Genomic DNA, 25778 nt, shown 5'->3' with positions numbered 1-25778 from the left:
TGTTAATGCGGCAAGGTTAAGCGCGGTGATCGTCGATAATGGCCAGCAGCAGTTTGATCGTGCCAAACAGCAGGCAGCAGATGAGCAGACAGCTGGCTAACAGGTAGAGTTTTTCCGGGTAGCGGGGCTCTTCCGCGAGCTGGGGAGAGCTAATCACCGCCAGACTTTTCAGTTTGCGGGCCGATTCCACGCGCGTTTTTTCAATCGCCGTGAGCGCAAGCTGGTACAGGTCTGTATCGAACGTCACGCGCGATTTCAGCTCGTCGAAATCTGCCGCCACACGATTAAGGCGGTCGCCTTCCGGTGCCGTGATGCTGCTTTTCTCTTTTTCTATTTGCGCGTTAATGGAGGCCAGCGTGTTTTTCGTGGTGATGACTGGCGGCGCATCTTCACGCAGGTAAGTCAGTAGCGTGCGCAGCTCCGTCTCCAGACGGATTTTCTGCTCATTCAGGTTGTTGACTGCTGAGCTCGCCGCCACGGCGGAAGCCTGCGGATCGAGCATCTGGTTGCGGTTCTGGAAGGCGAGCAGGGCGCTTTTGCTGGCGTCGAGACGCTTACGCGCTTTGTCGAGTTCACTTTCGGCAAAGGTTTGCTGGTCGCGTGCAATATGATGCGAAAGCTCGTTGATAAAGCGCTCGGACTCTTTCAGTACCGCCTGGTTGAAACGCAGGGCGAACCCGGGTGTGAAACCCTGGGTCTGGATGGTCAGCAGGCCATTTTTGTTGTCGTAATTGATAGTGATGCGATGACGGTAGTAATCCAGAAATGCTTCTGCGGTAGCGCCGGAGTAGAGATGGTAAAAGAGATCCAGACCGCTTGCGCCAAAGGCGTGTTTGAAATCAAGCTGTTTATCGAGCGTGGCTAAGAGATCCGGCGAGTGCAGATACTCTTTCAGATAAAGCGCATCTTCGGCAGATGTGGGGTTAGAAGCCCCCATCAGCAGGCCGATATTCAGGCTGCCGTTTTCTATATCACTGGCGCGCTTGATGGCCACCTGTGATTCGCTCACATAACGTGGCTGGCTGAAAATGAGCAGGTAGATCATCAGCAACAGAAATGGCGCGCCAATGACGATTTTCGCGCAGTGGCGCTGAAACAAAATAAGCAAGCGGGAATAATTCTGACGCCGCATCCATGCTGAAAAACGTTTTATTTTAGTGAGCACTGTGTGAATACCATTAATCTAATGAATAAATGATAGAGATATATTTCTATAAAAAATGCTTTAACGGCTGTCTGCGTTTTTAATAACGTCAATATGCCAGAGCTATCGTTGCCGGTATAAAGAAAGCAGCCAGCATAGCGAGAGGTTTCGGCTCATGTCGGTAGTAAAACTACAAACTATCTGTTGTTTTTATGTATTGACGCTGAAAATGATGAAAAGCGAGGAGAGATGAGGTTAACGACGTGCAGGCGGCGGCCCGCTTACCCTGACAACGATTCCGTGACATTTCCATTCCATGAAAATCATAGCGCTAATAATAAAAATTCCCTCAGTCATGAAATATCATATAAAAATGGAGGGATATGATTTACTAATTACCATAACAAGGGTGAATGGACAATTGGTCAGAAATAAATCGGAGTAAAGGGCAGGTATTTATCTGAAGGGAACCGCGAATAAAAACGGCCTTCATAAAGAAGGCCGTTGCGGGAATTACTTGGCGATACGTTTGTATTTGATACGCTTCGGCTCCAGCGCTTCGGCGCCCAGCGTGCGTTTCTTATACTCTTCGTATTCGGTGAAGTTACCTTCGAAGAACTCCACTTTGCCTTCATCCTGGTAATCCAGAATATGCGTGGCGATACGGTCCAGGAACCAGCGGTCGTGCGAGATAACCATCGCGCAGCCCGGGAATTCCAGCAGGGCGTTTTCCAGCGCGCGCAGGGTTTCGATATCCAGGTCGTTGGTCGGTTCATCGAGCAGCAGCATGTTGCCGCCCACCTGCAACAGTTTCGCCAGATGCAGACGGCCGCGCTCACCACCGGACAGCTCGCCCACGCGTTTGCCCTGGTCCACGCCTTTGAAGTTAAAGCGGCCAACGTACGCGCGGCTCGGCATTTCGGTGTTGCCGATCTTCATGATATCCAGCCCGCCGGAGACTTCTTCCCAGACGGTTTTGCTGTTATCCATGGCGTCGCGGAACTGGTCAACAGACGCGAGTTTCACGGTTTCACCCAGCGTGATGGTGCCGCTGTCCGGCTGTTCCTGGCCTGACATCATGCGGAACAGCGTGGATTTACCCGCGCCGTTCGGACCGATGATGCCGACAATCGCGCCTTTCGGCACGGAGAAGCTCAGATCGTCGATCAGCACGCGGTCGCCGTAGGATTTACGCAGATGGCTGACTTCCACCACTTTATCGCCCAGACGCGGTCCCGGCGGAATAAAGAGTTCGTTGGTTTCGTTACGTTTCTGGTATTCGGTATTGTTAAGCTCTTCAAAGCGCGCCAGACGGGCTTTGCCCTTGGACTGACGGCCTTTCGCGCCCTGGCGCACCCACTCCAGCTCTTTCTCGATAGATTTACGACGCGCGGCTTCCTGAGAGGCTTCCTGCGCCAGACGCTGATCTTTCTGCTCAAGCCAGGAAGAGTAGTTGCCTTCCCACGGAATACCTTCGCCGCGGTCCAGTTCGAGGATCCAGCCTGCGACGTTATCAAGGAAGTAACGGTCGTGGGTGATCGCCACCACGGTGCCTTCGAAGTCGTGCAGGAAGCGCTCCAGCCAGGCGACGGATTCGGCGTCCAGGTGGTTGGTCGGTTCGTCGAGCAGCAGCATGTCTGGTTTTTCGAGCAGCAGACGGCAGAGCGCCACGCGGCGGCGTTCACCACCGGAGAGATTCGCGACTTTCGCATCCCAGTCCGGCAGGCGCAGAGCGTCGGCCGCGCGTTCCAGCTGCACGTTCAGGTTGTGGCCGTCATGGGCCTGGATAATCTCTTCCAGTTTGCCCTGCTCGGCGGCGAGCTTATCGAAATCGGCATCCGGGTCGGCGTACAGCGCGTACACTTCATCCAGACGCTTGAGCGCGTTAACAACTTCCGCAACCGCTTCTTCGATCGATTCGCGCACGGTATGTTCAGGGTTGAGCTGCGGCTCCTGCGGCAGGTAGCCGATTTTGATGCCAGGCTGCGGACGGGCTTCACCTTCGATATCTTTATCGATGCCCGCCATGATGCGTAGCAGGGTGGATTTACCGGCACCGTTCAGGCCCAGCACACCGATTTTGGCGCCAGGGAAAAAGCTCAGAGAGATATTCTTCAGAATGTGTCGCTTCGGCGGAACGACTTTGCCGACGCGATGCATGGTGTATACGAATTGAGCCACGTTGGACTTCGCCTCTTATCATGATTAAGGGTTTCTCAGCTGCGGAGTTTAGCTGTTTTCAACGCTTAATCCCAGCCAGCGACGCCGCGAATGCGGCGTAAGAGGCATTAATGGGCGAATAGTAAAAAAATGTTCGCGACATGGCGCAACGGCCTTCGCCTGGTTAGCATGAAGTATCTGAGAATTTCAGGCGGCATGAGGCTGCCGGTCAGTCAATTAACATGAGGAAGGATTGTGGGAACATCCAGACAGGTCGTCTGGCGGTGGCTGGCGGCGGGCGTCTGCCTGCTGACGCTCGGCCAGGCCGCACGCGCCGATTCGCTCGACGAGCAGCGCAGCCGCTATGCGCAGATCAAACAAGCGTGGGATAACCGGCAGATGGACGTGGTGGAGCAGCTGATGCCCACCCTGCAAACCTATCCGCTCTATCCCTATTTGCAGTATCGCCAGCTTACTGACGATCTCATGAACGAGCCGACCATCGCGGTGCAGCAGTTTATTCAGGCGAACCCGACGCTGCCGCCGGCGCGCACGCTGACGTCCCGTTTTGTCAACGAACTGGCGCGCCGCGAAGACTGGCGCGGCCTGCTGGCGTTCAGCCCGCAGCCGCCTGGCAGCACCGAGGCGCAGTGCAACTACTATTACGCGAAGTGGAACACCGGCGACGCGCAGGGTGCCTGGCAGGGCGCAAAAGATCTCTGGCAGACCGGCAAAAACCTGCCTGCGGCGTGCGAGCGTCTCTTCCAGGCGTGGCGCACGTCCGGCGCGCAGGATCCGCTGGCCTACCTTGAGCGCATTCGCCTCGCGATGAAAGAGGGCAACACGTCGCTTGTCAGTTCGCTCGCAAGCCAGCTGCCGCCCGATTACCAGACCATCAGCAGCGCGCTGGTGAGCCTGGCGAACGATCCCAACAGCGTGATGACTTTTGTGCGCAGCGTCGGCGCGACCGATTTCACGCGCCAGATGGCCGCGGTGGCGTTCGCAAGCGTCGCCCGTCAGGACGTGGAAAACGCCCGGCTGATGATCCCGTCGCTCATCCAGGCGCAGCAGCTTAACGACGCCCAGGCGCAGGAGCTGCGCGATATCGTGGCGTGGCGGCTAATGGGCAATGATGTCACCGCAGAGCAGGCCCGCTGGCGCGATGACGCTATCATGCGTTCAGAATCCACATCGCTTATTGAGCGCCGGGTGCGTATGGCGCTCGGTATCGGCGATCGCAGCGGGCTAAACACCTGGCTTGCGCGTCTGCCGATGGAGGCGAAGGAAAAAGACGAATGGCGCTACTGGCAGGCCGATCTCCTGATGGAGCGCGGGCGCGACGACGAGGCCAAAACCATTCTGCATTCGCTGATGCAGCAGCGCGGTTTCTACCCGATGGCGGCGGCGCAGCGGCTTGGCGAAGATTACCCGCTGCGTGTCGATAAAGCGCCAGCGGTAAACGCCGCGCTGTTTGAAGGCCCGGAGATGGCGCGCGTGCGCGAGCTGATGTACTGGGGGCTTGATAACACCGCGCGCAGCGAATGGGCGAACCTCGTCACCAGCCGCAGCAAGCAGGAACAGGCGGCGCTGGCGCGCTACGCGTTTGACCGCAACTGGTGGGATCTGAGCGTGCAGGCGACGATCGCCGGTAAGCTCTGGGATCAGCTCGAAGAGCGCTTCCCGCTGGCCTATAAAGATCTCTTCGCCCGCTACGTGAGCGACAAAGCCGTTCCGCAGAGCTACGCGATGGCGATCGCCCGCCAGGAGAGCGCCTGGAACCCGAAAGTGCGCTCGCCGGTCGGCGCGTCCGGTCTGATGCAATTAATGCCGGGCACCGCCACCCACACGGTGAAGATGTTTAATCTGCCAGGTTACAGCAATAGCGCGCAGCTGCTCGACCCGGAAACCAACATTCAGATAGGCACCAGCTATTTGCAATATGTCTATGGCATGTTCGACAACAACCGTATTTTCGCCTCTGCCGCCTATAACGCCGGGCCGGGGCGCGTGCGCACCTGGCTTGGCAACAGCGCCGGGCGTATCGACGCGGTCGCGTTTGTCGAAAGTATTCCGTTCTCCGAGACGCGCGGTTATGTGAAGAATGTACTGGCGTATGATGCCTATTACCGCTACTTCATGGGCGGTAAGCCGGTGTTGATGAGCGATGCGGAGTGGAGCCGTCGTTACTGATCGGCGGCGTTGTGCTATCCTGTCGTACTAGTGAACGAGTATGGCGGCATCTGATGACTCAACATTCAACCTATTCCGCGGCCCAGGCCGAACAGAGTAATCAGGAGTGGCTGCGCTTTGTGGCGCTCCTGAAACAATCTTTCGACAACGACCTGCATCTTCCTTTGCTGACTCTGCTGCTGACGCCGGACGAACGCGCCGCGCTCGGCACGCGCGTGCGGATCATAGAAGAGCTGCTGCGTGGAGAGATGAGCCAGCGCGAGCTAAAAAGCGAGCTGGGCGCGGGGATCGCGACGATCACCCGCGGCTCCAACAGCCTGAAAGCGGCGCCGCCGGAGTTGCGCCAGTGGCTTGAGCAGGAGCTGTTACAGGCTCAGCGGTAAATCGCGTTATGAAAGGGGCTTAAGGCCAGGATCACCGCCTGATGGTAGACGCTGCTGCGCGTCAGCTTACCGGCGGTGAAAATGCCGATAGCCCCTTCTTTACGCCCGATTTCATCAATGCCTGTCCAGGCAGACATCACCGGCCCGAGCGCTTTCCCGGCGCGCACTTCATCAAGAATCGCCGCAGGCAGCGGCAGCGTCGCCGAGCGCGCTTCGCCACGCTGGTCTGCGCTCTCAATCACCACCCAGCTAAAGGTGCTGTCGTCATCGATACCCGCTTCAATTGCCACCCAGTAATCGGCTTGCGGACGCAGCGCGCGGGCGTTGATAACGCGCTGGCGCGCGCCGGTGCGCGTTTCTTCACTGCCGAGCGGCTGTTCCGGTACGCCACTATCGACGGAGACGGCGTCGATATGGCAGGATGCTTCGCCAAAAATCTCGTTAAAAGCACGCAGAATCGCCTGAATTTTGGCTGGATTCGTCGTGGCGCAGACAACATGGTACATAATTCAATTCACACTCACAGACGTTTAAAGTCGCAGCAGTATAACGGATAAAAAGCATGTTACAGGTATATCTGGTTCGCCACGGTGAAACGCAGTGGAACGCCGAGCGACGCATCCAGGGGCAATCGGACAGCCCATTGACGGAAAAAGGGGAACGCCAGGCCATGCAGGTGGCGCAGCGCGCTAAAGCGCTTGGCATTACGCACATTATCACCAGCGATCTGGGGCGCACGCAGCGCACCGCCGAGATTATCGCGCAGGGCTGCGGCTGCGAAGTGATACTCGATCCGCGCCTGCGCGAACTGGATATGGGCATTCTTGAGCGCCGCCATCTCGACACGCTCAGCGAAGAAGAAGAAGGCTGGCGCCGTCAGCTGGTTAACGGCACGCCGGATGGCCGTATTCCGCAAGGGGAGTCGATGCAGGAGGTGAGCGAGCGTATGCACGGCGCGCTGAACGCCTGTCTCGATCTGCCGCCGGGAAGCCGCCCGTTACTGGTGAGCCACGGTATGGCGCTAGGCTGTCTCGTCAGCACCATCCTCGGCCTGCCCGCGTATGCGGAGCGCCGTCTGCGCCTGCGCAACTGCTCGATTTCTCGCGTGGATTATCAGCAAAGCCCGTGGCTCGCGTCCGGCTGGGTGGTGGAAACCGCAGGCGATGTGTCGCATCTCGATGCGCCTGCGCTGGATGAGCTACAGCGTTAACGGCGGATGGGGATCAGGTACTCGCAGCGCAGGTTGATATCGCGCTCCTGCGCGCTGGCCTCTTCGGCGAGTAAATAGCGCTCGATATCCTGACCACGGCGGCGCGTCAGCCCCAGTGCGGGCATACAGGTGCCGTAGACGGTCAGGATAAACTCCTGCACGCCGGTGCCTGGCCCTTCATAGGTAAACTGCACATAGTCGCCGCCCTCCAGCGTCACCGGATGGGCGTGCTCCACGCAGCCTTCCGCCAGCGGCTCCGGCAGCGCCGTGGTGTAAAAGACTTCCTGCTCGTCATCTTTTTCCACGCTCGGGCGCGATTCGTTCAGGCCGTAAAAGACTGTCGGGATCGTCGGGCAGTTCGCCAGGAATTCGCGCCAGAATTGTACGCGCATCTGCTGGCGGAACACCGAAATTTGCTCAAGCGAGCAGGTATAGCTTTGGGTGAGGCCGGTGAGGTGCATTGGCGCGAGCGTGACAAACTCATGCGGCGGCGGCGTAAACGGCTCAAGGCGGATCGGCGGACGCATACCCTGCGCGCTCCAGTCCTCCGAACGGCGATAGAGCGCTGGCGTGAGTGAAAACTGCTTTTTAAAGGCGCGGGTGAACGTCTGCTGTGAGTCGAAACGGTATTGCAGCGCGATGTCCAGGATCGGGCGCGCGGTCAGACGCAGCGCGACAGCGGATTTCGACAACCGGCGCGCGCGGATATACGCGCCAATCGCGTGGCCCGTCACCTCTTTGAACATCCGTTGTAAATGCCACTTGGAATACCCGGCTTTGGCCGCCACATTGTCCAGAGACAAGGGGTGATCAAGATGGCTTTCCAGCCAGACGAGCAGATCCCGAATGATCCCAGACTGATCCATATTTAATCCTCATCCTTAAACGCAGTGCCTGAAAAAGTGGGTAGCGAATAGTAGCATTTTTTGCTCTTCTGGCATTCAGTGTTTTCTTTTGCGGTTCCGGCAAGATGGACTGCTGCAAAACCGCGTTTTTGAGTAACAATGTGATATGTAAGGTTTTTTGTTCTAACGGTGAATAGTCACTAAATGTAACCTTTAATGAATGGTAACAATATGAAATATAGGATGTTATTAGTTCCAGTAATGTTTATGGCCTTAAGCGGCGGTTTACGCGCCGAAGAAATCGGATCGGTCGATACCGTATTTAAATGGCTGGGGCCGGATCACAAAATCGTGGTGGAAGCGTTTGACGATCCGGATGTCAAAAATGTGACCTGTTACCTGAGTCGCGCCAAAACCGGCGGTATCAAAGGTGGACTGGGGCTGGCGGAAGATACATCCGATGCGGCGATCTCCTGCCAGCAGGTCGGGCCGATTGAGCTGAGCGATAAAATCAAAGCCGGAAAAGCGCAGGGTGATGTGGTGTTCCAGAAGCGCACGTCGCTTATCTTCAAAAAATTGCAGGTGGTGCGTTTTTACGACGCGAAACGCAATACGCTCGCCTATCTGACCTATTCCGATAAAGTCGTCGAAGGCTCGCCGAAAAACGCGCTGAGCGCCGTACCAATTATGCCGTGGGGTCAGGCCCGGTAATTCACAGGATTATTCAGGATGAATCAGACAACCGTCTGGCTGGTGGAGGATGAGACCAGCATCAGCGAAGCGCTGTCGTATGTCATGCAGCTTGAAGGATTTACGGTACGGACGTTTGAGCGCGGGCTGCCCGCGCTAGACGCCGCCCGGCAGACGCTGCCGGACCTGGTGGTGCTGGATGTGGGCCTGCCTGATATCAGCGGCTTCGAGCTGTGTCGTCAGCTTCTGGCGGCACATCCGGCGCTGCCGGTGCTGTTTCTGACCGCGCGCAGCGAGGAGGTCGATAAGCTTATTGGCCTGGAAATCGGCGCGGATGATTACGTCGCCAAGCCGTTCTCGCCGCGTGAGGTTTGCGCCCGCGTGCGCACCATTCTGCGGCGTCTGCAAAAGCAGCAGAGTAGCGCGCAGACCATTGTGCGGGCGGGGCGTTTCGAACTGAATGACGAGGCTGCGCACATCGCCTGGTGTGGCCAGCCGCTGTCGCTCACCCGCTATGAATATCTGCTGCTGAAAACGCTGCTGCTGGCGCCGGGGCGTGTCTACTCGCGCCAGCAACTGATGGACATCGTCTGGGGAGATGCCAACGACAGTTTCGATCGCACCGTCGATACCCATATTAAAACGCTGCGCGCCAAGCTGCGCGCGGTCAATCCTGACGCGTCGCCGATCGCCACGCACCGGGGGCTGGGTTACAGCCTGGCGGTTAACTAATGCGCATCGGCATGCGGCTTCTGCTGGGCTACTTTCTGATCGTCGCCGTGGCGGCCTGGTTCGTGCTCACGATTTTCGTGCAGGAGATCAAACCCGGCGTGCGGCGCGCGACGGAAGGCTCGCTTAACGACACCGCCACGCTGCTGGCGGAGATCGCCCGCGACGATCTGCTGGCGGGCCATCCGCGCGACGGACAACTGGCGCAGGCGTTTGAGCGGTTAAACCATTACCCGGTAAACGCCAACATCAGCGGTATTAAAAAAGAGCGCAATGAATACCGCGTGTACCTGACCGACGCCCAGGGGCGCGTGGTGTTTGACTCCAGCGGCGCGGCGGTCGGGCAGGACTATTCGCGCTGGAACGATGTCTGGCTGACGCTTCGTGGCAAGTATGGCGCGCGCAGCTCGCCGCTGCACCCGGACGACCCGGACAGTACCGTAATGTATGTCGCCGCCCCCGTGCGCGACGCCGGACGCATCATCGGCGTGCTGAGCGTGGGCAAGCCGAATATCGCGCTCGCGCCGGTGATCAGGCGCAGCGAGCATCGGATCATGATGGCGGGCGTGGCGCTGCTCGGTATCGCGCTGCTGACCGGCATCGTTATGGTGCTGTGGATTAACCGCTCCATCGGCACGCTGGTGCGCTACGCCGATTCGGTCACGGAAGCCGCGCCGCTGCCGTTGCCGGACCCTGGCAGCAGCGAGCTGCGGCGTCTCGCGCAGGCGCTGGAAAACATGCGCGTGCGGCTGGAAGGCAAAAATTACATTGAGCAGTATGTCCATGCGCTGACGCACGAGCTGAAAAGCCCGCTTGCGGGCATTCGCGGCGCGGCGGAGATCCTGCGTGAATCGCCGCCGCCGGCGGTGGCACAGCGCTTTTGCGACAATATTCTTGAGCAAAACGCGCGTATGCAGGCGCTGGTGGAGAAGTTGTTGCACCAAGCCAAACTCGAAAACCGGCTGGAGATCACGCCGGAGCCGGTGTTGCTGGCGCCGCTGTTCGCTACGCTTGCTGAACTCCACGCCTCAACGCTGCTGCAAAAAGCGGTGCGGCTCACGCTCGATCCCGCCCCTGGCAGCCTGCGCGTGGCAGGCGATGAGGCGCTGCTGCACCAGGCTATCGGCAATCTGCTTGTTAACGCGCTCGACTTCACCCCGCCAGGCGGCGAGATAACGCTTGGTGCGTGGCAGGAAGGCGATCGCGCAATTGTGCGCGTCGCGGACACCGGCAGCGGCATCCCCGACTACGCACTGGCGCGTATCTTCGAGCGTTTCTATTCACTGCCGCGCGTGAGCGGGCAGAAGAGCAGCGGACTCGGCCTTGCTTTTGTGCAGGAAGTGGCGCGGCTTCATCAGGGCGAGATCGCGCTCGCCAACCGGCCGGAAGGCGGCGTTGAGGCGCGGCTGACGTTACCGCTCGCCTGACTTCACCGGCGCTTCACATAACTTCATTTCCACCCCACATAAGCCCTCTATCTTCGGCAGCATCGAAGAGGAGAGGCTTATGTTGAAATCACCACTGATGTTAAAAGGGCTGGCGCTGCTGGGCTGTATGGCGCTGTTGTTAATTCCGCTGCGTATTCTGAGCGTGGTTATCGACGAGCGCGCCGACTACCGCGACGATGTCTCACACTCGCTTGAGCAGAGCACCAGCGGGCCGCAAAAGCTGGTCGGGCCGCTTATCGCCATTCCGGTAACGGAAATCACCACCGTGACGGAAGGGGGCAAAGACGTCACCAAAGAGCGCAATTTTATCCGTTACTGGCTGCCGGAATCGCTGGTGGTCACGGGAAAGCAGGCGGTTGAGCCGCGGTATATCGGCATCTACGAAGGGCAAGTCTGGCGCAGCGATATCTCGCTGGAAGCGCGCTTCACCTTGCCTGAACAGGCGCTGAACCCCGGTGCGCAGTACCATCTGGGCGACGCGCGGCTGGTGATGGCAGTGGGCGATGCGCGCGGCATCGGTAACGTGGGCGCGCTGAAAATCAACGGGCAGGCGCTGTCGGTGGAGCCAGGTTCCGCTCTTGAAGAGGGCGGGCAGGGGCTACACGCCGTCGTACCTGCTGCGCTTTTGAACTCCCCGACGCTCGCGGTCAGTTTTTCGCTGGAGCTGAACGGCACCGGCGCGTTTTCCGTCGTGCCGCTGGGCCGCCAGAGCGAGCTGTCGCTTATCAGCAACTGGCCACATCCGGGGTTTTACGGCAATTTCCTGCCGACGACGCGGGAGATTTCCGCCAGCGGTTTTGCGGCAAAATGGCGCAGCAGCTGGTATGCCAACAATATCGACAGTGAATTTCACGACGCGCAGAGCGTGACGCTTCGCAACTTGCCTGCGTTTAGCGTGACGGTGGCAACGCCGGTGGATCAGTATCAGCTAACCGACCGGGCGGTGAAATACGCCGTACTGCTGATAGCGCTCACCTACATGGCGTTTTTCGTCTGTGAAACGCTTTGCGGCATTACGATGCACCCGGTGCAGTATCTGCTGGTGGGGCTGTCGCTGGTGATGTTTTACCTGCTGCTGCTGGCGTTTTCCGAGCATATCGGCTTTAACCTGGCCTGGCTTGCCGCGAGTCTCGCGGGCGCCGGACTAAACGCGCTCTATCTTCAGGCGGTGCTGAAAGGGTGGCGGCGCAGCCTGATGTTCGCAGGCGGTCTGCTGGCGCTTGATGGCGTGCTCTGGCAACTGCTGCGCTCGCAGGATTTCGCGCTGTTGCTCGGTAGTGGGCTGCTGTTCGTCGCGCTGACGGCGGTGATGCTGCTGACGCGTCATATCGACTGGTATGCGCTGACTCCCGCGAAGCCGCGCTATCAGCGCCTGACGTCTGCGCCGCAGGAAGAGCGGTTCCGGCTCTGGAAGTAAAACGCGGGCAATAAAAAAGGGCGGAAATTCCGCCCTTTTTGCGTTGCGCCGAAACGCCTTATTCCTGCAGATCGCCGCAGAAACGGTAACCTTCGCCATGAATGGTGGCGATGATTTCCGGGGTGTCCGGCGTGGACTCGAAATGTTTACGGATGCGACGGATGGTCACGTCAACAGTACGGTCATGCGGTTTAAGCTCGCGACCGGTCATTTTCTTCAGCAGTTCCGCACGGGTCTGGATCTTGCCCGGGTTTTCGCAGAAATGCAGCATCGCGCGAAATTCGCTGCGCGGCAGTTTATACTGCTCGCCGTTAGGGCTAATCAGCGAACGGCTATTGATATCAAGCTCCCAGCCGTTGAACTTGTAGCTTTCCACGCTGCGGCGCTCTTCGCTCACCGTACCGAGATTCATGGTGCGGGAGAGCAGGTTGCGGGCGCGAATAGTCAGTTCACGGGGGTTGAACGGCTTAGTGATATAATCGTCGGCGCCAATTTCAAGGCCTAAGATTTTATCCACCTCGTTATCACGGCCGGTCAGGAACATCAGTGCGACATTTGCCTGCTCGCGCAGTTCACGTGCCAGCAACAGGCCGTTTTTACCCGGCAGGTTGATATCCATGATAACCAGGTTGATATCATTATCAGACAGGATCTGGTGCATCTCGGCGCCATCGGTGGCTTCAGACACATCATAGCCTTCTGCTTCGAAAATACTTTTTAACGTGTTGCGTGTAACCAACTCGTCTTCAACGATAAGAATGTGCGGGGTCTGCATGTTTGCTACCTAAAAATTGCCAACTAAATCGAAACAGGAAGTACAAAAGTCCCTGACCTGCCTTATGCATGCCATAAATTAACATGCCCGGCCTAACATGACTAAAGTACGTAATTGCGTTCTTGATGCACTTTCCATCAACGTCAACAACATCATTAGCTCGGTCGTGGGTACTTTTCCCTCTGGACCCGACGGTGTCAAAAACGGCAGTCATCCTAACCATTTTAACAGCAACATAACAGGATGATACGATACCAACACCCAATAAAACTACTCTTCGTTGACATATATCAAGTTCAATTGTAGCACGTTAACAGTTTGATGAGATCGTCGCAGCGAAGAACTAACTTTGGTTACATTTGAATAACAATGAGGATAATTTCATATCCTAATTAATAAACAAGGTGAATCCGATAAGCAAGCGGAATTTATATGGCTTTTTTTGATACTAAACAGCCTCATAAGCGGGATTTAAAGGCATCATTAAACGGTTTTATTTCTAATTATTCATAACTATTTTTTATCTTTTTTGCCGTCCTTTGCAGAACGAAATTGTATATAAAATGTAAATTCGCGACGCGTATTAATTAGCGCGCTGATATTTACCTCCACAACAGGATCACTAAGAGCCTTATGCGTTTGCCAATTATTCTGGTGTCTCCCGCCAGACCTGAAAACGTCGGTGCCGCCGCGCGCGCCATGAAAACCATGGGATTTACCGAACTGCGTATTGTGGAAAGCACAGCGCATCTCGACCCGGCGGCGCGTCGCGTCGCCCACGGCGCGGGCGATATTCTTGATAATACAAAGCACTACGACACGCTTGCCGCTGCGCTTGAAGACGTGGATTTTACCGTCGCTACCACGGCGCGCAGCCGCGCCAAATTTCACTACTACGCGACGCCGCAACAGTTATTGCCGCTGCTTGAAGAGAAAGCGGCCTGGCTGCCGGTGACGGCGCTGGTTTTCGGGCGCGAAGATTCGGGGCTTACCAACGACGAGCTGGCGCTCGCCGATGTGCTGACCGGCGTACCGATGGTGGCGGATTACCCGTCGCTGAATCTGGGCCAGGCGGTGATGGTGTACTGCTATCAGCTAACGTCGCTGATGCAAAACACGCCTGCCGTCGCGCCCGCCGCCGATGAGCAGCAACTGAAAGCGTTACGTCTGCGTATTGATGCCTTGCTGGCAACGCTCGGAGTGGCAGACGACCTTAAAATGGCCGACTGGTTACAACAGCGTCTGGGGCTGCTTGAGCAGCGCGACACCGCAATGCTGCATCGTTTGCTGCATGATATTGAAAAAAAAGTGGCGGGCTGAAATGCTGATATGTCTCCACTGAATAGCATTAAATGCTAAATCAACAGGGTATTCGCCGGTTTTTCGGGCCGTGAGAGCGGCTTTTATCGGTATCCGTGGGGAAAGTTTCGGCCGGTGCGTAAATGAAATATTCGTTGACTTAACCTGACGATTACTTTAACCAATAGAGATACAGGACAGAAAACAGAAAAGTACAGAGCACACAACATCCATGATTCGCATCAGCCTGACTACCATTATTACTACCACCACCATTACCACAGGTAACGGGGCGGGCTGACGCGTACAGGAAAAACTGAAAAAAGCCCGCACCTGAACAGTGCGGGCTTTTTTTTCGGCATAAAATCAAGGGGTAACAACAATGCGAGTGTTGAAATTCGGCGGTACATCGGTCGCGAACGCAGAGCGCTTTATGCGTGTCGCCGACATTCTGGAGAGCAATGCCAGGCAGGGGCAGGTAGCGACCGTTCTTTCTGCCCCCGCAAAAATCACCAACCACCTGGTGGCAATGATTGAAAAGACCATCAGTGGTCAGGATGCCCTGCCGAATATCAGCGATGCCGAACGTATTTTTGCCGAACTGCTGAAAGGCCTCAGCGACGCCCAGCCTGGATTTCCGTACGCGCAGATGAAAGCGCTGGTGGATCAGGAGTTCGCCCAGATTAAACATGTGCTGCACGGCATCAGCCTGCTCGGCCAGTGCCCGGACAGCATCAACGCGGCGCTGATTTGCCGCGGCGAAAAATTGTCGATCGCTATTATGTCGGCGCTGCTGGAAGCGCGTGGCCATAAAGTCACGATCATCGACCCGGTAGAAAAACTGCTCGCGGTCGGCCATTACCTTGAATCCACGGTCGATATCGCCGAATCCACTCGCCGCATCGCGGCCAGCAAAATTCCGGCGGATCACATGATCCTGATGGCCGGTTTCACCGCCGGGAACGATAAAGGTGAACTGGTCGTGCTCGGGCGTAACGGCTCTGACTACTCCGCCGCGGTGCTGGCGGCGTGCCTGCGCGCCGACTGTTGCGAGATCTGGACCGACGTCGACGGCGTTTACACCTGCGACCCGCGCCAGGTTCCGGACGCGAGGCTCCTGAAGTCGATGTCCTATCAGGAAGCCATGGAGCTTTCCTACTTCGGCGCTAAAGTTCTTCACCCCCGCACCATCACCCCCATCGCCCAGTTCCAGATCCCTTGTCTGATTAAAAATACCGGTAATCCGCAGGCGCCAGGCACGCTGATTGGCGCGTCCAGCGATGAAGACGGCCTGCCGGTGAAAGGCATCAGCAACCTGAACAATATGGCGATGTTTAACGTCTCCGGCCCCGGCATGAAAGGCATGGTGGGGATGGCAGCGCGCGTATTCGCGACTATGTCCCGCGCCGGGATCTCGGTGGTGCTGATCACCCAGTCGTCGTCAGAATACAGCATCAGCTTCTGCGTGCCGCAAAGCGACTGCGCCCGCGCGCAGCGGGCAATGGAAGATGAATTCTATCTGGAACTGAAAGAAGGGCTGCTGGAGCCGCTTTCTATTATGGAGCGCCTGGCGATTATCTCGGTGGTGGGCGACGGCATGCGCACGCTGCGCGGCATCTCCGCCAAATTCTTCGCGGCGCTTGCCCGCGCCAACATTAACATCGTGGCGATCGCACAAGGCTCGTCAGAGCGCTCTATCTCTGTGGTGGTGAGTAATGATGACGCCACCACCGGCGTGCGCGTCACGCACCAGATGTTGTTTAACACCGATCAGGTGATTGAAGTGTTTGTGATAGGCGTCGGCGGTGTTGGCGGCGCGCTGCTGGAGCAGCTTAAGCGCCAGCAGGCGTGGCTCAAGCAGAAGCATATCGATCTGCGCGTCTGCGGTGTTGCGAATTCCCGCGCCTTGCTGACCAACGTTCACGGTCTCGATCTTGAGAACTGGCGCGCGGCGCTGGAAGAAGCCAACGAGCCGTTCAATCTTGGCCGCCTGATCCGTCTGGTGAAAGAGTATCACCTGCTGAACCCGGTGATTGTCGACTGTACGTCTAACCAGGCGGTGGCAGATCAATATGCCGACTTCCTGCGTGAAGGCTTTCACGTCGTGACGCCGAATAAAAAGGCCAACACCTCGTCGATGGCGTACTACCACCAGTTGCGCCACGCCGCCGCCGCGTCGCGCCGTAAATTCCTCTACGACACCAACGTTGGCGCGGGGCTGCCGGTTATCGAAAACCTGCAAAACCTGTTGAATGCGGGCGATGAGCTGCAACGCTTCGCGGGTATTCTCTCCGGTTCGCTCTCTTTTATCTTCGGTAAGCTGGATGAGGGCATGAGCCTTTCTGAAGCAACCACGATGGCGCGCAAAATGGGCTATACCGAGCCGGACCCGCGCGACGATCTCTCCGGCATGGATGTGGCGCGTAAACTGCTGATCCTGGCGCGCGAAACAGGCCGCCATCTTGAGCTTAGCGATATCGTTATTGAGCCGGTGCTGCCGGAAAGCTTTGATGACAGCGGCGATACCGAAAGCTTTATGGCGCGTCTGCCGCAACTGGACGACGAGTTCGCCGCCCGCGTGGCGCAGGCCCGCGATGAAGGCAAAGTGCTGCGTTATATCGGCACCATTGAAGAAGATGGCGTCTGCCGCGTGAAGATCGCCGCCGTTGACGGCAACGATCCGCTCTATAAAGTGAAAAACGGCGAGAACGCGCTGGCGTTCTACAGCCGTTACTATCAGCCGCTGCCGCTGGTGCTGCGCGGTTACGGCGCCGGGAATGATGTCACGGCGGCGGGCGTGTTCGCCGATCTGCTGCGCACCCTGTCATGGAAGTTAGGAGTTTAAGATGGTTAAAGTGTATGCCCCGGCCTCCATTGGCAACGTCAGCGTGGGGTTTGACGTATTAGGCGCGGCGGTGTCGCCGGTAAATGGCGAGCTGTTGGGCGACTGCGTAACGGTGGAAGCGGCGGCGGAATTTTCGCTGACCAACACCGGGCGCTTTGTCAGCAAGCTGCCCGCCGAGCCGCGCGAAAATATCGCCTGGCAGTGCTGGGAGCGTTTTTGTCAGGAGATCGGCAAAACCGTGCCGGTCGCCATGACGCTTGAGAAGAATATGCCGATAGGCTCCGGGCTTGGCTCCAGCGCCTGCTCCGTGGTCGCGGGCCTGATGGCGATGAACGAATTTTGCGGTAAGCCGCTTAGCGACGACCGCCTGCTGACGCTGATGGGCGAGCTGGAAGGACGCATCTCCGGCAGCATTCATTACGATAATGTCGCGCCCTGTTTTCTGGGCGGGCTGCAGCTGATGCTGGAAGAAAACAACATTATCAGCCAGCCGGTGCCGTGTTTTGACGAGTGGCTGTGGGTAATGGCATATCCGGGCATTAAAGTCTCCACCGCCGAGGCGCGGGCGATTTTACCGGCGCAGTATCGCCGTCAGGATTGCATCAGCCACGGGCGTTATCTGGCGGGCTTTATTCACGCCTGCCATACGCGCCAGCCGCAGCTTGCCGCTAAACTGATGCGTGACGTCATCGCCGAGCCTTACCGCACAAAACTGCTGCCGGGCTTTAGCGAGGCGCGCCAGGCGGCGCTGGAGACCGGGGCGCTCGCCTGCGGGATCTCCGGCTCCGGCCCAACGCTGTTCGCGGTCTGCGATAAAACCGACACCGCGCAGCGGGTGGCAGAGTGGCTGAAGCAGCACTATCTGCAAAATCAGGAAGGCTTTGTACATATTTGCCGTCTCGACACGGCTGGCGCACGAGTACTGGGATAACGCATGAAACTTTATAATCTGAAAGATCATAACGAGCAGGTCAGCTTTGCGCAGGCCGTCACGCAGGGACTGGGTAAAAATCAGGGGCTGTTTTTCCCGCACGATTTGCCGGAATTCAGTCTGACTGAGATCGATGAAATGCTGGAAATGGATTTTGTCTCCCGCAGCAGCAAAATTCTCTCCGCTTATATTGGCGATGAAATCCCGGCGGACACGCTGCGTCAGCGCGTGGAAAAGGCGTTCACCTTCCCGGCACCGGTAAGCCAGGTAACGGAAGATATCGGCTGTCTGGAGCTGTTCCACGGCCCGACGCTGGCGTTCAAAGATTTCGGCGGCCGTTTTATGGCGCAGATGCTGACGCAAATCAGCGGCGATAAACCGGTGACCATTCTGACCGCAACGTCCGGCGACACGGGGGCGGCGGTGGCCCACGCGTTTTACGGCCTGAAAAACGTGCAGGTGGTTATCCTCTATCCACGCGGCAAAATCAGCCCGCTGCAGGAAAAACTGTTCTGCACGCTTGGCGGCAATATTGAAACGGTCGCTATCGACGGCGATTTCGACGCCTGCCAGGCGCTGGTGAAACAGGCGTTTGATGACGAAGAGCTGAAAGCGAAACTCGGCCTGAACTCCGCTAACTCCATTAACATCAGTCGCCTGCTGGCGCAGATCTGCTACTACTTTGAGGCTGTCGCGCAACTGCCGCAGGAAGCCCGCAACCAGCTGGTGGTATCGGTGCCGAGCGGCAACTTCGGCGATCTCACCGCCGGGCTGCTCGCGAAATCCGCCGGGCTGCCGGTGAAGCGCTTTATCGCCGCCACCAACGCCAACGACACCGTGCCGCGTTTCCTGCAACACGGCGAGTGGCTGCCGAATGCGACGGTCGCGACGCTCTCGAACGCCATGGATGTGTCACAGCCGAACAACTGGCCGCGCGTGGAAGAACTCTTCCGCCGTAAAATCTGGCGTCTTAACGAACTGGGTGTGGCGACCATCGACGATGAAACCACGAAGGCGACCATGCGCGAACTGCGCGAGCTGGGGTATCTGTCTGAGCCGCACGCGGCGGTGGCGTACCGCGCGCTGCGCGATCAACTGCGCCCTGGCGAGTACGGGCTGTTCCTCGGCACCGCGCACCCGGCGAAATTCAAAGAGAGCGTGGAAGCCGTGCTTGGCGAAACGCTGGAGCTTCCGTCTGAGCTTGCCGAGCGCGTCGATCTGCCGCTGCTGTCGCATTCGCTGCCAGCGGATTTCGCCGCGCTGCGTGAACTGATGATGAGCAAAGCGCCGTAAGCGGCGCAGACTGAATGAAGGGAAAAGCCGCCTGTTTCGCAGGCGGTTTTTTTATTGCTCGTGGCGCTTAAACACCAGTTCGTTGCCCGCGGAGGACGCTTCATCAAAGAAGTAACCTTCGCTGTCGAACGCCGTAAGCTGTTCCGGCTTCGTCAGGCGATGTTCAATGATGTAACGGCTCATCAGGCCGCGCGCTTTTTTGGCGTAGAAGCTGATGACTTTAAACTTGCCGTTCTTCTCATCGAGGAACACCGGCTTGATGATTTCCGCGTTCAGTTTCGCAGGCTTCACTGCTCTGAAATATTCATCTGACGCCAGATTCACCACCACGTTATCGCCCTGGGCGGCGATCGCCTCGTTGAGTTTTTGGGTGATCGTCTCGCCCCAGAAGCTGTAAAGATCTTTGCCTTTTGGGGTAGCGAGCCGCGTGCCCATCTCCAGACGGTACGGCTGCATCAGATCGAGCGGGCGCAGCACGCCGTAAAGCCCGGAGAGCATCCGCAGGTGTTGCTGGGCGAAGTCGAAATCCGCGTCGCTGAAGGTTTCCGCCTGCAGGCCAGTGTAGACATCGCCTTTAAACGCCAGAATCGCCTGACGGGCGTTATCCGGCGTGAAATCCGGCTGCCAGTCATTAAAGCGGGTGGCGTTCAGCGACGCCAGCTTGCTGCTGATGCTCATGAGAGAGGCTATCTCTTCATCAGTTAAGCGGCGAGCCACATCAATCAACTGTTGTGCGTGATCGAGCAGTTCGGGCTGCGTGTAACGTGTCGTGGCAAGCGGACTCTGGTAATCCAGCGTCTTGGCGGGGGAAATAAGAATCAGCATGACGTTTCCTTTCTTGGTTTTCCCGAAACTCTACCAAAGAACGCCGCAAAGTGAACCAATGGCTGCGATTGAAAGTGTTTACTCCAGCGGCGCGCTGCGCCAGACTTCCGGCTCCACCTGACGCGCTATCTCCGGGTAGCGGTCAGAGTTGAACACCGGCTTCAGCCCCAGTTTGCGCTGGCGCAGGTAGTCATCGGCAATACACTTTACCACCGGTGAGAGTAGCAGAATGGCGGTGAGATTCATGACCGCCATTAACGCCATCGCCACTTCGGCGACCTGGCGCAGCAGCGGCAGGTTCAGAAACGGCCCGGCGAACACCATCGCGATTACCGCCGCGCGCAGCAGCCAGCGGTATGGCGGCGTATAGCGGCGCAAAAACACCAGGTTGTTTTCGGCGTAGGCGTAATTGGCGACGATGGAGATAAACGCGAACAGCACAATCACACCCGCCACCAGATCTTTCGCCCAGGGGCCTGCGAGCAGCCCCAGCGATTCGCGCGCGAGCTTCAGCCCGTCGGTCGCCGCCGGAGAAGGGTTCGCCAGCAGCACGATAAACGCGGTGGACGAACAGATAACCAGCGTGTCGATAAACACGCCGATCATCTGCACGATGCCCTGCGCGGCGGGGTGGGGCGGCCATGAGTTGGCGGCCGCCGCCGCATTAGGCGACGCGCCCATGCCCGCTTCGTTGGAGAACATGCCGCGCTGAAAACCGCTGGTCAGCGCCTGGCTTATTGTCCAGCCGGTGGCACCGGCGGCGGCTTCATGCCAGCCAAACGCGCTACGAACAATCATCCAAAGAATTTCGGGCAGCGCGGTGATGTGCATCACCATCACCACCAGTGCCGTGATAATCCAGATGCCTGCAATCGGCGGTACGGCAAAACGCATCAGGCGCGCCACGCGGTTAAAGCTGAGCACCAGCATCGGCAGCAGACACAATGCCAGCACTCCGCTGCTGGCAATAACCGGAAGGGTAAGCGCGTTGCTGAGCGCTTTTGAGAGCGCGCCTGCCTGAGCGGCGTTAAAGAGAAGTCCGAAAGTGAAGATTAAAAACAGGGAAAAGAGCACGCCCATCCAGCGCATACCAAGCCCCCGCTCCATATACCAGGCCGGGCCGCCGCGGAAATAACCGTCTCTGTCGCGCCCTTTATAAAGCTGTCCCAGTGAGCTTTCGGCAAAAGACGTCGCCATGCCGATAAGGCCTGCGACCCACATCCAGAATACCGCGCCCGGCCCGCCGCTGATAATGGCGAACGCGACGCCCGCGATATTGCCGCTGCCGACGCGCGCGGCGATGCTGGTGCAGAGCGCCTCAAACGCCGTCAGCCCGCTGCCGGAAGGGCGCAGGCTGCGGCTTAACGCGCGCGGGAAATAACGCAAATAACGAAACTGAATGTACCGCGTGCGCCAGGAGAACCAGAGACCCGCGCCCGCGAGCAGGTACAGCATCGCTGATTCCCATAATATTTCGCTGATAAATAACAGAAAATCCGACATGCCTGTTCCTCGCAGCGTAGCTCTGGCTTATCGCCTGCGGCGGGGATGCCGACATGCCTTCCATGAAAGCGCAGAGCCTGAAATAAAAGCAGTTTATCACATGCCAACGACGCGATTGCCCCGGTTGCGCTCGAAAAGTCTCGTGATATCATCACCGCAGACCGATTACATTCCCTGACACGTAGTTCAAAAGAGAAACACTATCATGACGGATAAATTGACCTCCCTTCGTCAGTTCACAACCGTGGTTGCTGACACTGGAGATATCGCGGCGATGAAGCTGTACCAGCCGCAGGATGCCACGACTAACCCTTCTCTGATCCTCAACGCCGCACAGATCCCTGAATACCGTAAACTGATTGACGACGCGGTGACCTGGGCGAAAAGCCAGAGCAGCGACCGCGCGCAGCAGGTCGTGGACGCCACCGACAAACTGGCAGTGAATATCGGTCTGGAAATCCTGAAGCTTATCCCTGGCCGTATCTCTACCGAAGTGGACGCGCGTCTGTCCTATGACACCGAAGGCAGCATCGCCAAAGCCAAGCGCCTGATTAAACTCTACAACGACGCCGGCATCAGCAACGATCGCATCCTGATCAAACTGGCTTCCACGTGGCAGGGTATCCGCGCGGCGGAACAGCTGGAAAAAGAAGGCATTAACTGTAACCTGACCCTGCTGTTCTCCTTCGCGCAGGCGCGTGCGTGCGCAGAAGCGGGCGTGTATCTGATCTCTCCGTTCGTGGGCCGTATCCTCGACTGGTACAAAGCCAACACCGACAAGAAAGAGTACGCGCCGCAGGAAGATCCGGGCGTGGTGTCTGTGACGGAAATCTACCAGTACTACAAACAGCACGGCTATGAAACCGTGGTGATGGGCGCAAGCTTCCGTAACGTCGGTGAAATCCTTGAGCTGGCGGGCTGCGACCGTCTGACCATCGCGCCTGCGCTCCTGAAAGAGCTGGCGGAAAGCGAAGGTGCGGTTGAGCGCAAACTGGCTTTCAACGGCGAAGTGAAAGCGCGCCCGGCGCGTCTGACCGAATCCCAGTTCTTCTGGGAGCACAACCAGGATCCGATGGCGGTGGACAAACTGGCGGACGGTATCCGCAAGTTCGCCATTGACCAGGAAAAACTGGAAAAAATGGTCGAAGAACTGCTGTAATCCTTCCGTGGCCGGTTCCGCCGGCCACGTTTCTTGCACTCCCTCCCTGTCTGCAAACCGCGCTGGCGTGTATCATTTCGCAAAACTGCACTGATTTTCGGAAATGATATGGATACGTTACGCATAGGCTTAGTTTCAGTTTCTGACCGCGCTTCCAGCGGTGTTTATCAGGATAAAGGCATCCCGGCGCTCGAGGCGTGGCTTACGCTGGCGCTGACGACCCCGTTTGTGCTGGAGACACGTCTGGTGCCTGACGAGCAGCCGCTGATTGAACAGACGCTCTGCGAACTGGTGGATGAAATGGGCTGCCACCTGGTGCTGACCACTGGCGGCACCGGCCCCGCGCGTCGCGATGTGACGCCGGACGCTACGCTCGCTATCGCCGACCGTGAAATGCCGGGCTTCGGCGAGCAGATGCGCCAGATAAGCCTGAACTTTGTGCCGACGGCGATTCTGTCGCGCCAGGTGGGCGTCATCCGCAAGCAGGCGCTGATCCTTAATCTTCCCGGCCAGCCAAAATCCATTCAGGAGACGCTCGAAGGGCTGAAAGATGAGCAGGGCAAGGTCAAAGTGGCAGGAATATTTGCCAGCGTGCCGTACTGCATCCAGCTGCTGGATGGCCCTTACGTTGAGACTAACGCCAACGTGGTAGCGGCATTTCGCCCCAAAAGCGCAATTCGCGACGTAAAAAACTGATTATTTGTTGTTCCTGGCATAAAGGCCCGTTGAGCGTGGCGTGTTCGTGATTTAACGATATAGTCACTTTTAGTTTACGTTTTTGCAGTAAGCTAATTCACGCCCACCTCTTTACAAACGGTTCGTTATGGAACAGCAAACACGCCCTCTCAATCGTCAGGATTATAAAACCCTGACGCTGGCGGCCCTTGGCGGCGCGCTGGAATTCTACGATTTCATTATCTTCGTCTTTTTCGCGGCGGTGGTAGGGGAGCTTTTTTTCCCGCCGGATATCCCGGAATGGCTTCGCCAGGTGCAGACGTTTGGGATCTTCGCCGCGGGCTATCTGGCGCGGCCGCTTGGCGGCATTATCATGGCCCACTTTGGCGATCTGGTCGGGCGCAAAAAGATGTTTACCCTGAGCATCCTGCTTATGGCTGTGCCGACGCTGCTGATAGGCTTGCTGCCGGATTACGCCGCGATGGGTATCGCCGCACCGGTGTTGCTGCTGCTGATGCGTATTTTACAGGGCGCGGCGATTGGCGGCGAGGTGCCCGGCGCGTGGGTGTTTGTGGCGGAACATGTGCCGGAAAAACGCATTGGCATCGCCTGTGGCACGCTGACGGCGGGGCTGACTGTGGGCATTCTGCTCGGCTCCGTCGTCGCCACGATTATCAACACCAGCATGACGCAGCAGGCCATTCATGACGGCGGCTGGCGTATTCCTTTCCTGCTCGGCGGCGCGTTTGGGCTGGTGGCGATGTATCTGCGCCGCTGGCTCCAGGAGACGCCGATTTTCCTTGAGATGCAGCAGCGCAAGGCGCTGGCGCAGGAGCTGCCGGTGAAAGCCGTGGTGGTGAAGCATCGTCAGGCGGTGGTGATTTCAATGCTGCTGACCTGGCTGCTCTCGGCGGGGATTGTGGTTGTGATCCTGATGTCGCCGGTGTGGCTGCAAAAACAGTACGGCTTTGCGCCCGCGGTAACGTTACAGGCTAATAGCATCGCGACGATGATGCTCTGCGTCGGTTGCCTGCTGGCCGGGCTTGCCGCAGACCGCTTCGGCGCAAGCCGGACGTTTATTGTCGGCAGCGTGCTGCTGGCGGCCACCAGCTGGGCGTTTTATCACCTTTCCGGCCCGCACCCTGAGCAGCTTTTTCTTCTCTACGGGCTGGTGGGGCTGTGCGTCGGCGTGGTGGGGGCCGTCCCGTTCGTGATGGTGCGCGCGTTCCCGGCCGAAGTGCGCTTTACCGGCATTTCATTCTCCTACAACGTGGCATATGCCATTTTTGGTGGGCTAACGCCTGTCGCGGTGACAATGCTGATGGGCGTCTCGCCGATGGCACCCGCGTGGTATGTGCTGGCGCTTTCCGTCATGGGGCTTGGGCTAGGCGTGTGGCTTGGCCGAAAGCGGCAGGTTGAAGGCCGGAGCGCGGTAGCGGCGCAGCCTTAGTTCAGGCAGGAATAATAAAGAAGCGACGTCGTGCCCGCAGGCACGACGTCGGATAAATCAGCGTTTCTCGCCGATCGGCAGTACGGTACGGCCATACTGTTCGTTCAGCACTTCGCCCATCGCCAGCCAGATAGCGCTGGCGCCGCACACCAGGCCAATCCAGCCTGCGATATGTACGATGCTTTCGTTATCCAGCAGATGACCGATTGCCAGCAGCGCAAACAGCACCGTCAGGCTCAGGAACACAAACTGCAGCATGCGGGCGCTACCCAGCGTGCCAAAGAACATAAAGAGCGTGAACACGCCCCAGATGCCTAAGTAAACGCCGAGGAAATGCCCGTTGGCCGCGTCCGCCAGGCCCATTTTCGGCAGCAGCAGAATAGCGACCAGCGTCAGCCAGAACGAACCATAGGACGTAAACGCCGTTAAGCCGAAGGTATTGCCTTTTTTATATTCCAGCAGACCGGCAAAAATTTGCGCGATACCGCCATAGAAAATCCCCATCGCCAGAATAATGCCGTCCAGCGGGAACATCCCGATGTTGTGCAGATTGAGCAGAATGGTAGTCATACCAAAGCCCATTAACCCCAGGGGGGCCGGATTAGCCAACTTAATGTTGCCCATAAACCCTCAAAAGAATAAGAAAATTTGCAAAAAGTAACGCCCCGTACGTTATCTTCCGTGGCGGGGCGCGGCATCATAATCAGGCCGTTTCGCGCCGTCTATGATCCCGGAGGGGAGAAAATAAAAAAATTTTGCGTATTGCCCCTTGATGGCGGACAAGCCGACCCCATCTTGTAGTCAACC

23 protein-coding genes, 1 pseudogene and 1 other annotated feature are annotated in these 25778 nt (G+C 57.8%); of the genes and pseudogenes, 16 read left to right on the top strand and 8 right to left on the bottom strand.

The features are described 5' to 3' along the window. Window positions 1–16: 16 nt before the first annotated feature. A complete protein-coding gene (locus AFK66_RS16370; protein WP_007781375.1) occupies window positions 17–1165 on the bottom strand; it encodes a KpsE/RkpR family capsule polysaccharide export protein in 1149 nt (382 codons plus the stop codon). Window positions 1166–1657: 492 nt separating this feature from the next. After that, the gene (gene ettA, locus AFK66_RS16365; protein ID WP_004386289.1) at window positions 1658–3325 is read right to left on the bottom strand and encodes an energy-dependent translational throttle protein EttA; all 1668 of its coding nucleotides are present in this window, start codon (window positions 3323–3325) and stop codon (window positions 1658–1660) included. 234 nt (window positions 3326–3559) lie between these two features. Here ettA and sltY point away from each other — a divergent pair, with 234 nt between their 5' ends. Then, window positions 3560–5494, top strand: coding sequence for a murein transglycosylase (gene sltY / locus AFK66_RS16360; RefSeq protein WP_007781378.1), 1935 nt, complete (start codon window positions 3560–3562; stop codon window positions 5492–5494). A gap of 53 nt (window positions 5495–5547) precedes the next feature. After that, the gene (trpR, locus tag AFK66_RS16355; protein WP_007767317.1) at window positions 5548–5877 is read left to right on the top strand and encodes a trp operon repressor; all 330 of its coding nucleotides are present in this window, start codon (window positions 5548–5550) and stop codon (window positions 5875–5877) included. Here trpR and yjjX read toward each other — a convergent pair. Then, window positions 5868–6383 carry an inosine/xanthosine triphosphatase gene (yjjX, locus tag AFK66_RS16350; protein WP_023899464.1) on the bottom strand — a complete coding sequence of 172 codons (516 nt, stop codon included), beginning with the start codon at window positions 6381–6383 and terminating at the stop codon, window positions 5868–5870. The two genes, trpR and yjjX, sit on opposite strands and share 10 nt — an antisense overlap. Before the next feature lie 56 nt (window positions 6384–6439). On the opposite strand from yjjX, the gene gpmB reads away from it, so the two are divergent. Next, window positions 6440–7087, top strand: coding sequence for a 2,3-diphosphoglycerate-dependent phosphoglycerate mutase GpmB (gpmB, locus tag AFK66_RS16345; protein ID WP_007781412.1), 648 nt, complete (start codon window positions 6440–6442; stop codon window positions 7085–7087). On the opposite strand, the gene robA is transcribed toward gpmB, so the two are convergent. Then, complete coding sequence (robA, locus tag AFK66_RS16340) at window positions 7084–7953, bottom strand: MDR efflux pump AcrAB transcriptional activator RobA (RefSeq protein WP_007781414.1); 870 nt, start codon at window positions 7951–7953, stop codon at window positions 7084–7086. The genes gpmB and robA overlap by 4 nt on opposite strands. A 210-nt stretch (window positions 7954–8163) precedes the next feature. Here robA and creA point away from each other — a divergent pair, with 210 nt between their 5' ends. From creA to creD, 4 genes are all read left to right on the top strand, one after another. After that, on the top strand, window positions 8164–8643 hold the full coding sequence (creA, locus tag AFK66_RS16335; RefSeq protein WP_032967833.1) for a protein CreA: 480 nt from the start codon (window positions 8164–8166) through the stop codon (window positions 8641–8643). Between the two features lie 18 nt (window positions 8644–8661). Further along, complete coding sequence (gene creB, locus AFK66_RS16330) at window positions 8662–9354, top strand: two-component system response regulator CreB (protein ID WP_023899463.1); 693 nt, start codon at window positions 8662–8664, stop codon at window positions 9352–9354. After that, window positions 9354–10778: a two-component system sensor histidine kinase CreC gene (gene creC, locus AFK66_RS16325; protein WP_023899462.1), complete on the top strand. Its 1425-nt coding sequence runs from the start codon at window positions 9354–9356 to the stop codon at window positions 10776–10778. Before creB ends, creC begins: the two co-directional genes overlap by 1 nt. 79 nt (window positions 10779–10857) lie before the next feature. Further along, entirely contained in the window at window positions 10858–12216 is a 1359-nt protein-coding gene (creD, locus tag AFK66_RS16320) for a cell envelope integrity protein CreD (RefSeq protein ID WP_032982936.1), read from the top strand. 58 nt (window positions 12217–12274) lie between these two features. Here the strand turns inward: creD and arcA are convergent, their stop codons facing one another. After that, a complete protein-coding gene (gene arcA / locus AFK66_RS16315; RefSeq protein WP_007675752.1) occupies window positions 12275–12991 on the bottom strand; it encodes a two-component system response regulator ArcA in 717 nt (238 codons plus the stop codon). Window positions 12992–13088: 97 nt separating this feature from the next. Between arcA and yjjY the strand changes: the two are divergent. The 6 genes and pseudogenes from yjjY (at window position 13089) to thrC (ending at window position 19359) form a co-directional block, all read left to right on the top strand. Further along, a pseudogene (gene yjjY, locus AFK66_RS22480) lies at window positions 13089–13230 on the top strand (YjjY family protein). Between the two features lie 394 nt (window positions 13231–13624). After that, window positions 13625–14311 carry a tRNA/rRNA methyltransferase gene (locus AFK66_RS16310; protein ID WP_007781601.1) on the top strand — a complete coding sequence of 229 codons (687 nt, stop codon included), beginning with the start codon at window positions 13625–13627 and terminating at the stop codon, window positions 14309–14311. Between the two features lie 211 nt (window positions 14312–14522). Beyond that, window positions 14523–14591 carry a thr operon leader peptide gene (gene thrL, locus AFK66_RS21690; RefSeq protein WP_071601047.1) on the top strand — a complete coding sequence of 23 codons (69 nt, stop codon included), beginning with the start codon at window positions 14523–14525 and terminating at the stop codon, window positions 14589–14591. Then, window positions 14530–14647 (top strand) — a sequence feature (Thr leader region). Its footprint overlaps the gene before it by 62 nt. A gap of 25 nt (window positions 14648–14672) precedes the next feature. Continuing rightward, complete coding sequence (gene thrA / locus AFK66_RS16305; RefSeq protein ID WP_032967834.1) at window positions 14673–17135, top strand: bifunctional aspartate kinase/homoserine dehydrogenase I; 2463 nt, start codon at window positions 14673–14675, stop codon at window positions 17133–17135. 1 nt (window position 17136) lies between these two features. Next, window positions 17137–18066, top strand: coding sequence for a homoserine kinase (thrB, locus tag AFK66_RS16300; protein ID WP_007781610.1), 930 nt, complete (start codon window positions 17137–17139; stop codon window positions 18064–18066). 3 nt (window positions 18067–18069) lie between these two features. Beyond that, a complete protein-coding gene (gene thrC, locus AFK66_RS16295) occupies window positions 18070–19359 on the top strand; it encodes a threonine synthase (protein WP_007781616.1) in 1290 nt (429 codons plus the stop codon). A 51-nt stretch (window positions 19360–19410) separates the two neighbouring features. Here thrC and yaaA read toward each other — a convergent pair whose 3' ends face one another. Then, window positions 19411–20184 (bottom strand): peroxide stress protein YaaA, encoded by a 774-nt coding sequence (gene yaaA / locus AFK66_RS16290; protein ID WP_007781619.1) that lies wholly within the window; start codon window positions 20182–20184, stop codon window positions 19411–19413. A gap of 78 nt (window positions 20185–20262) precedes the next feature. Further along, complete coding sequence (locus tag AFK66_RS16285) at window positions 20263–21687, bottom strand: alanine/glycine:cation symporter family protein (protein WP_007781622.1); 1425 nt, start codon at window positions 21685–21687, stop codon at window positions 20263–20265. A 205-nt stretch (window positions 21688–21892) separates the two neighbouring features. Here AFK66_RS16285 and tal point away from each other — a divergent pair, with 205 nt between their 5' ends. The 3 genes from tal (at window position 21893) to AFK66_RS16270 (ending at window position 24971) form a co-directional block, all read left to right on the top strand. After that, window positions 21893–22846 carry a transaldolase gene (gene tal / locus AFK66_RS16280; protein ID WP_004386273.1) on the top strand — a complete coding sequence of 318 codons (954 nt, stop codon included), beginning with the start codon at window positions 21893–21895 and terminating at the stop codon, window positions 22844–22846. 108 nt (window positions 22847–22954) lie between these two features. Then, complete coding sequence (gene mog, locus AFK66_RS16275; protein WP_007781628.1) at window positions 22955–23542, top strand: molybdopterin adenylyltransferase; 588 nt, start codon at window positions 22955–22957, stop codon at window positions 23540–23542. Window positions 23543–23669: 127 nt separating this feature from the next. Continuing rightward, the gene (locus AFK66_RS16270) at window positions 23670–24971 is read left to right on the top strand and encodes an MFS transporter (protein ID WP_007781630.1); all 1302 of its coding nucleotides are present in this window, start codon (window positions 23670–23672) and stop codon (window positions 24969–24971) included. A 57-nt stretch (window positions 24972–25028) separates the two neighbouring features. Here AFK66_RS16270 and satP read toward each other — a convergent pair whose 3' ends face one another. Next, window positions 25029–25595, bottom strand: coding sequence for an acetate uptake transporter (satP, locus tag AFK66_RS16265; protein ID WP_032967835.1), 567 nt, complete (start codon window positions 25593–25595; stop codon window positions 25029–25031). Window positions 25596–25778: the final 183 nt, after the last annotated feature.

The sequence above is a fragment of the Cronobacter malonaticus LMG 23826 genome, from assembly GCF_001277215.2.
Taxonomy (GTDB): domain Bacteria; phylum Pseudomonadota; class Gammaproteobacteria; order Enterobacterales; family Enterobacteriaceae; genus Cronobacter; species Cronobacter malonaticus.
This window is presented reverse-complemented; position numbering and strand designations above follow the sequence as displayed.

Bases quoted from the DNA above. Each gene is read 5' to 3' on its own strand.
- gpmB (WP_007781412.1), top strand. From the start codon at position 6,440: ATGTTACAGGTATATCTGGTTCGCCACGGTGAAACGCAGTGGAACGCC.
- AFK66_RS16270 (WP_007781630.1), top strand. From the start codon at position 23,670: ATGGAACAGCAAACACGCCCTCTCAATCGTCAGGATTATAAAACCCTG.
- satP (WP_032967835.1), bottom strand. From the start codon at position 25,595: ATGGGCAACATTAAGTTGGCTAATCCGGCCCCCCTGGGGTTAATGGGC.
- robA (WP_007781414.1), bottom strand. From the start codon at position 7,953: ATGGATCAGTCTGGGATCATTCGGGATCTGCTCGTCTGGCTGGAAAGC.
- thrB (WP_007781610.1), top strand. From the start codon at position 17,137: ATGGTTAAAGTGTATGCCCCGGCCTCCATTGGCAACGTCAGCGTGGGG.
- yjjX (WP_023899464.1), bottom strand. From the start codon at position 6,383: ATGTACCATGTTGTCTGCGCCACGACGAATCCAGCCAAAATTCAGGCG.
- thrC (WP_007781616.1), top strand. From the start codon at position 18,070: ATGAAACTTTATAATCTGAAAGATCATAACGAGCAGGTCAGCTTTGCG.
- creD (WP_032982936.1), top strand. From the start codon at position 10,858: ATGTTGAAATCACCACTGATGTTAAAAGGGCTGGCGCTGCTGGGCTGT.
- AFK66_RS16285 (WP_007781622.1), bottom strand. From the start codon at position 21,687: ATGTCGGATTTTCTGTTATTTATCAGCGAAATATTATGGGAATCAGCG.
- creA (WP_032967833.1), top strand. From the start codon at position 8,164: ATGAAATATAGGATGTTATTAGTTCCAGTAATGTTTATGGCCTTAAGC.
- tal (WP_004386273.1), top strand. From the start codon at position 21,893: ATGACGGATAAATTGACCTCCCTTCGTCAGTTCACAACCGTGGTTGCT.
- trpR (WP_007767317.1), top strand. From the start codon at position 5,548: ATGACTCAACATTCAACCTATTCCGCGGCCCAGGCCGAACAGAGTAAT.
- creC (WP_023899462.1), top strand. From the start codon at position 9,354: ATGCGCATCGGCATGCGGCTTCTGCTGGGCTACTTTCTGATCGTCGCC.
- creB (WP_023899463.1), top strand. From the start codon at position 8,662: ATGAATCAGACAACCGTCTGGCTGGTGGAGGATGAGACCAGCATCAGC.
- arcA (WP_007675752.1), bottom strand. From the start codon at position 12,991: ATGCAGACCCCGCACATTCTTATCGTTGAAGACGAGTTGGTTACACGC.
- mog (WP_007781628.1), top strand. From the start codon at position 22,955: ATGGATACGTTACGCATAGGCTTAGTTTCAGTTTCTGACCGCGCTTCC.
- AFK66_RS16310 (WP_007781601.1), top strand. From the start codon at position 13,625: ATGCGTTTGCCAATTATTCTGGTGTCTCCCGCCAGACCTGAAAACGTC.
- yaaA (WP_007781619.1), bottom strand. From the start codon at position 20,184: ATGCTGATTCTTATTTCCCCCGCCAAGACGCTGGATTACCAGAGTCCG.
- thrA (WP_032967834.1), top strand. From the start codon at position 14,673: ATGCGAGTGTTGAAATTCGGCGGTACATCGGTCGCGAACGCAGAGCGC.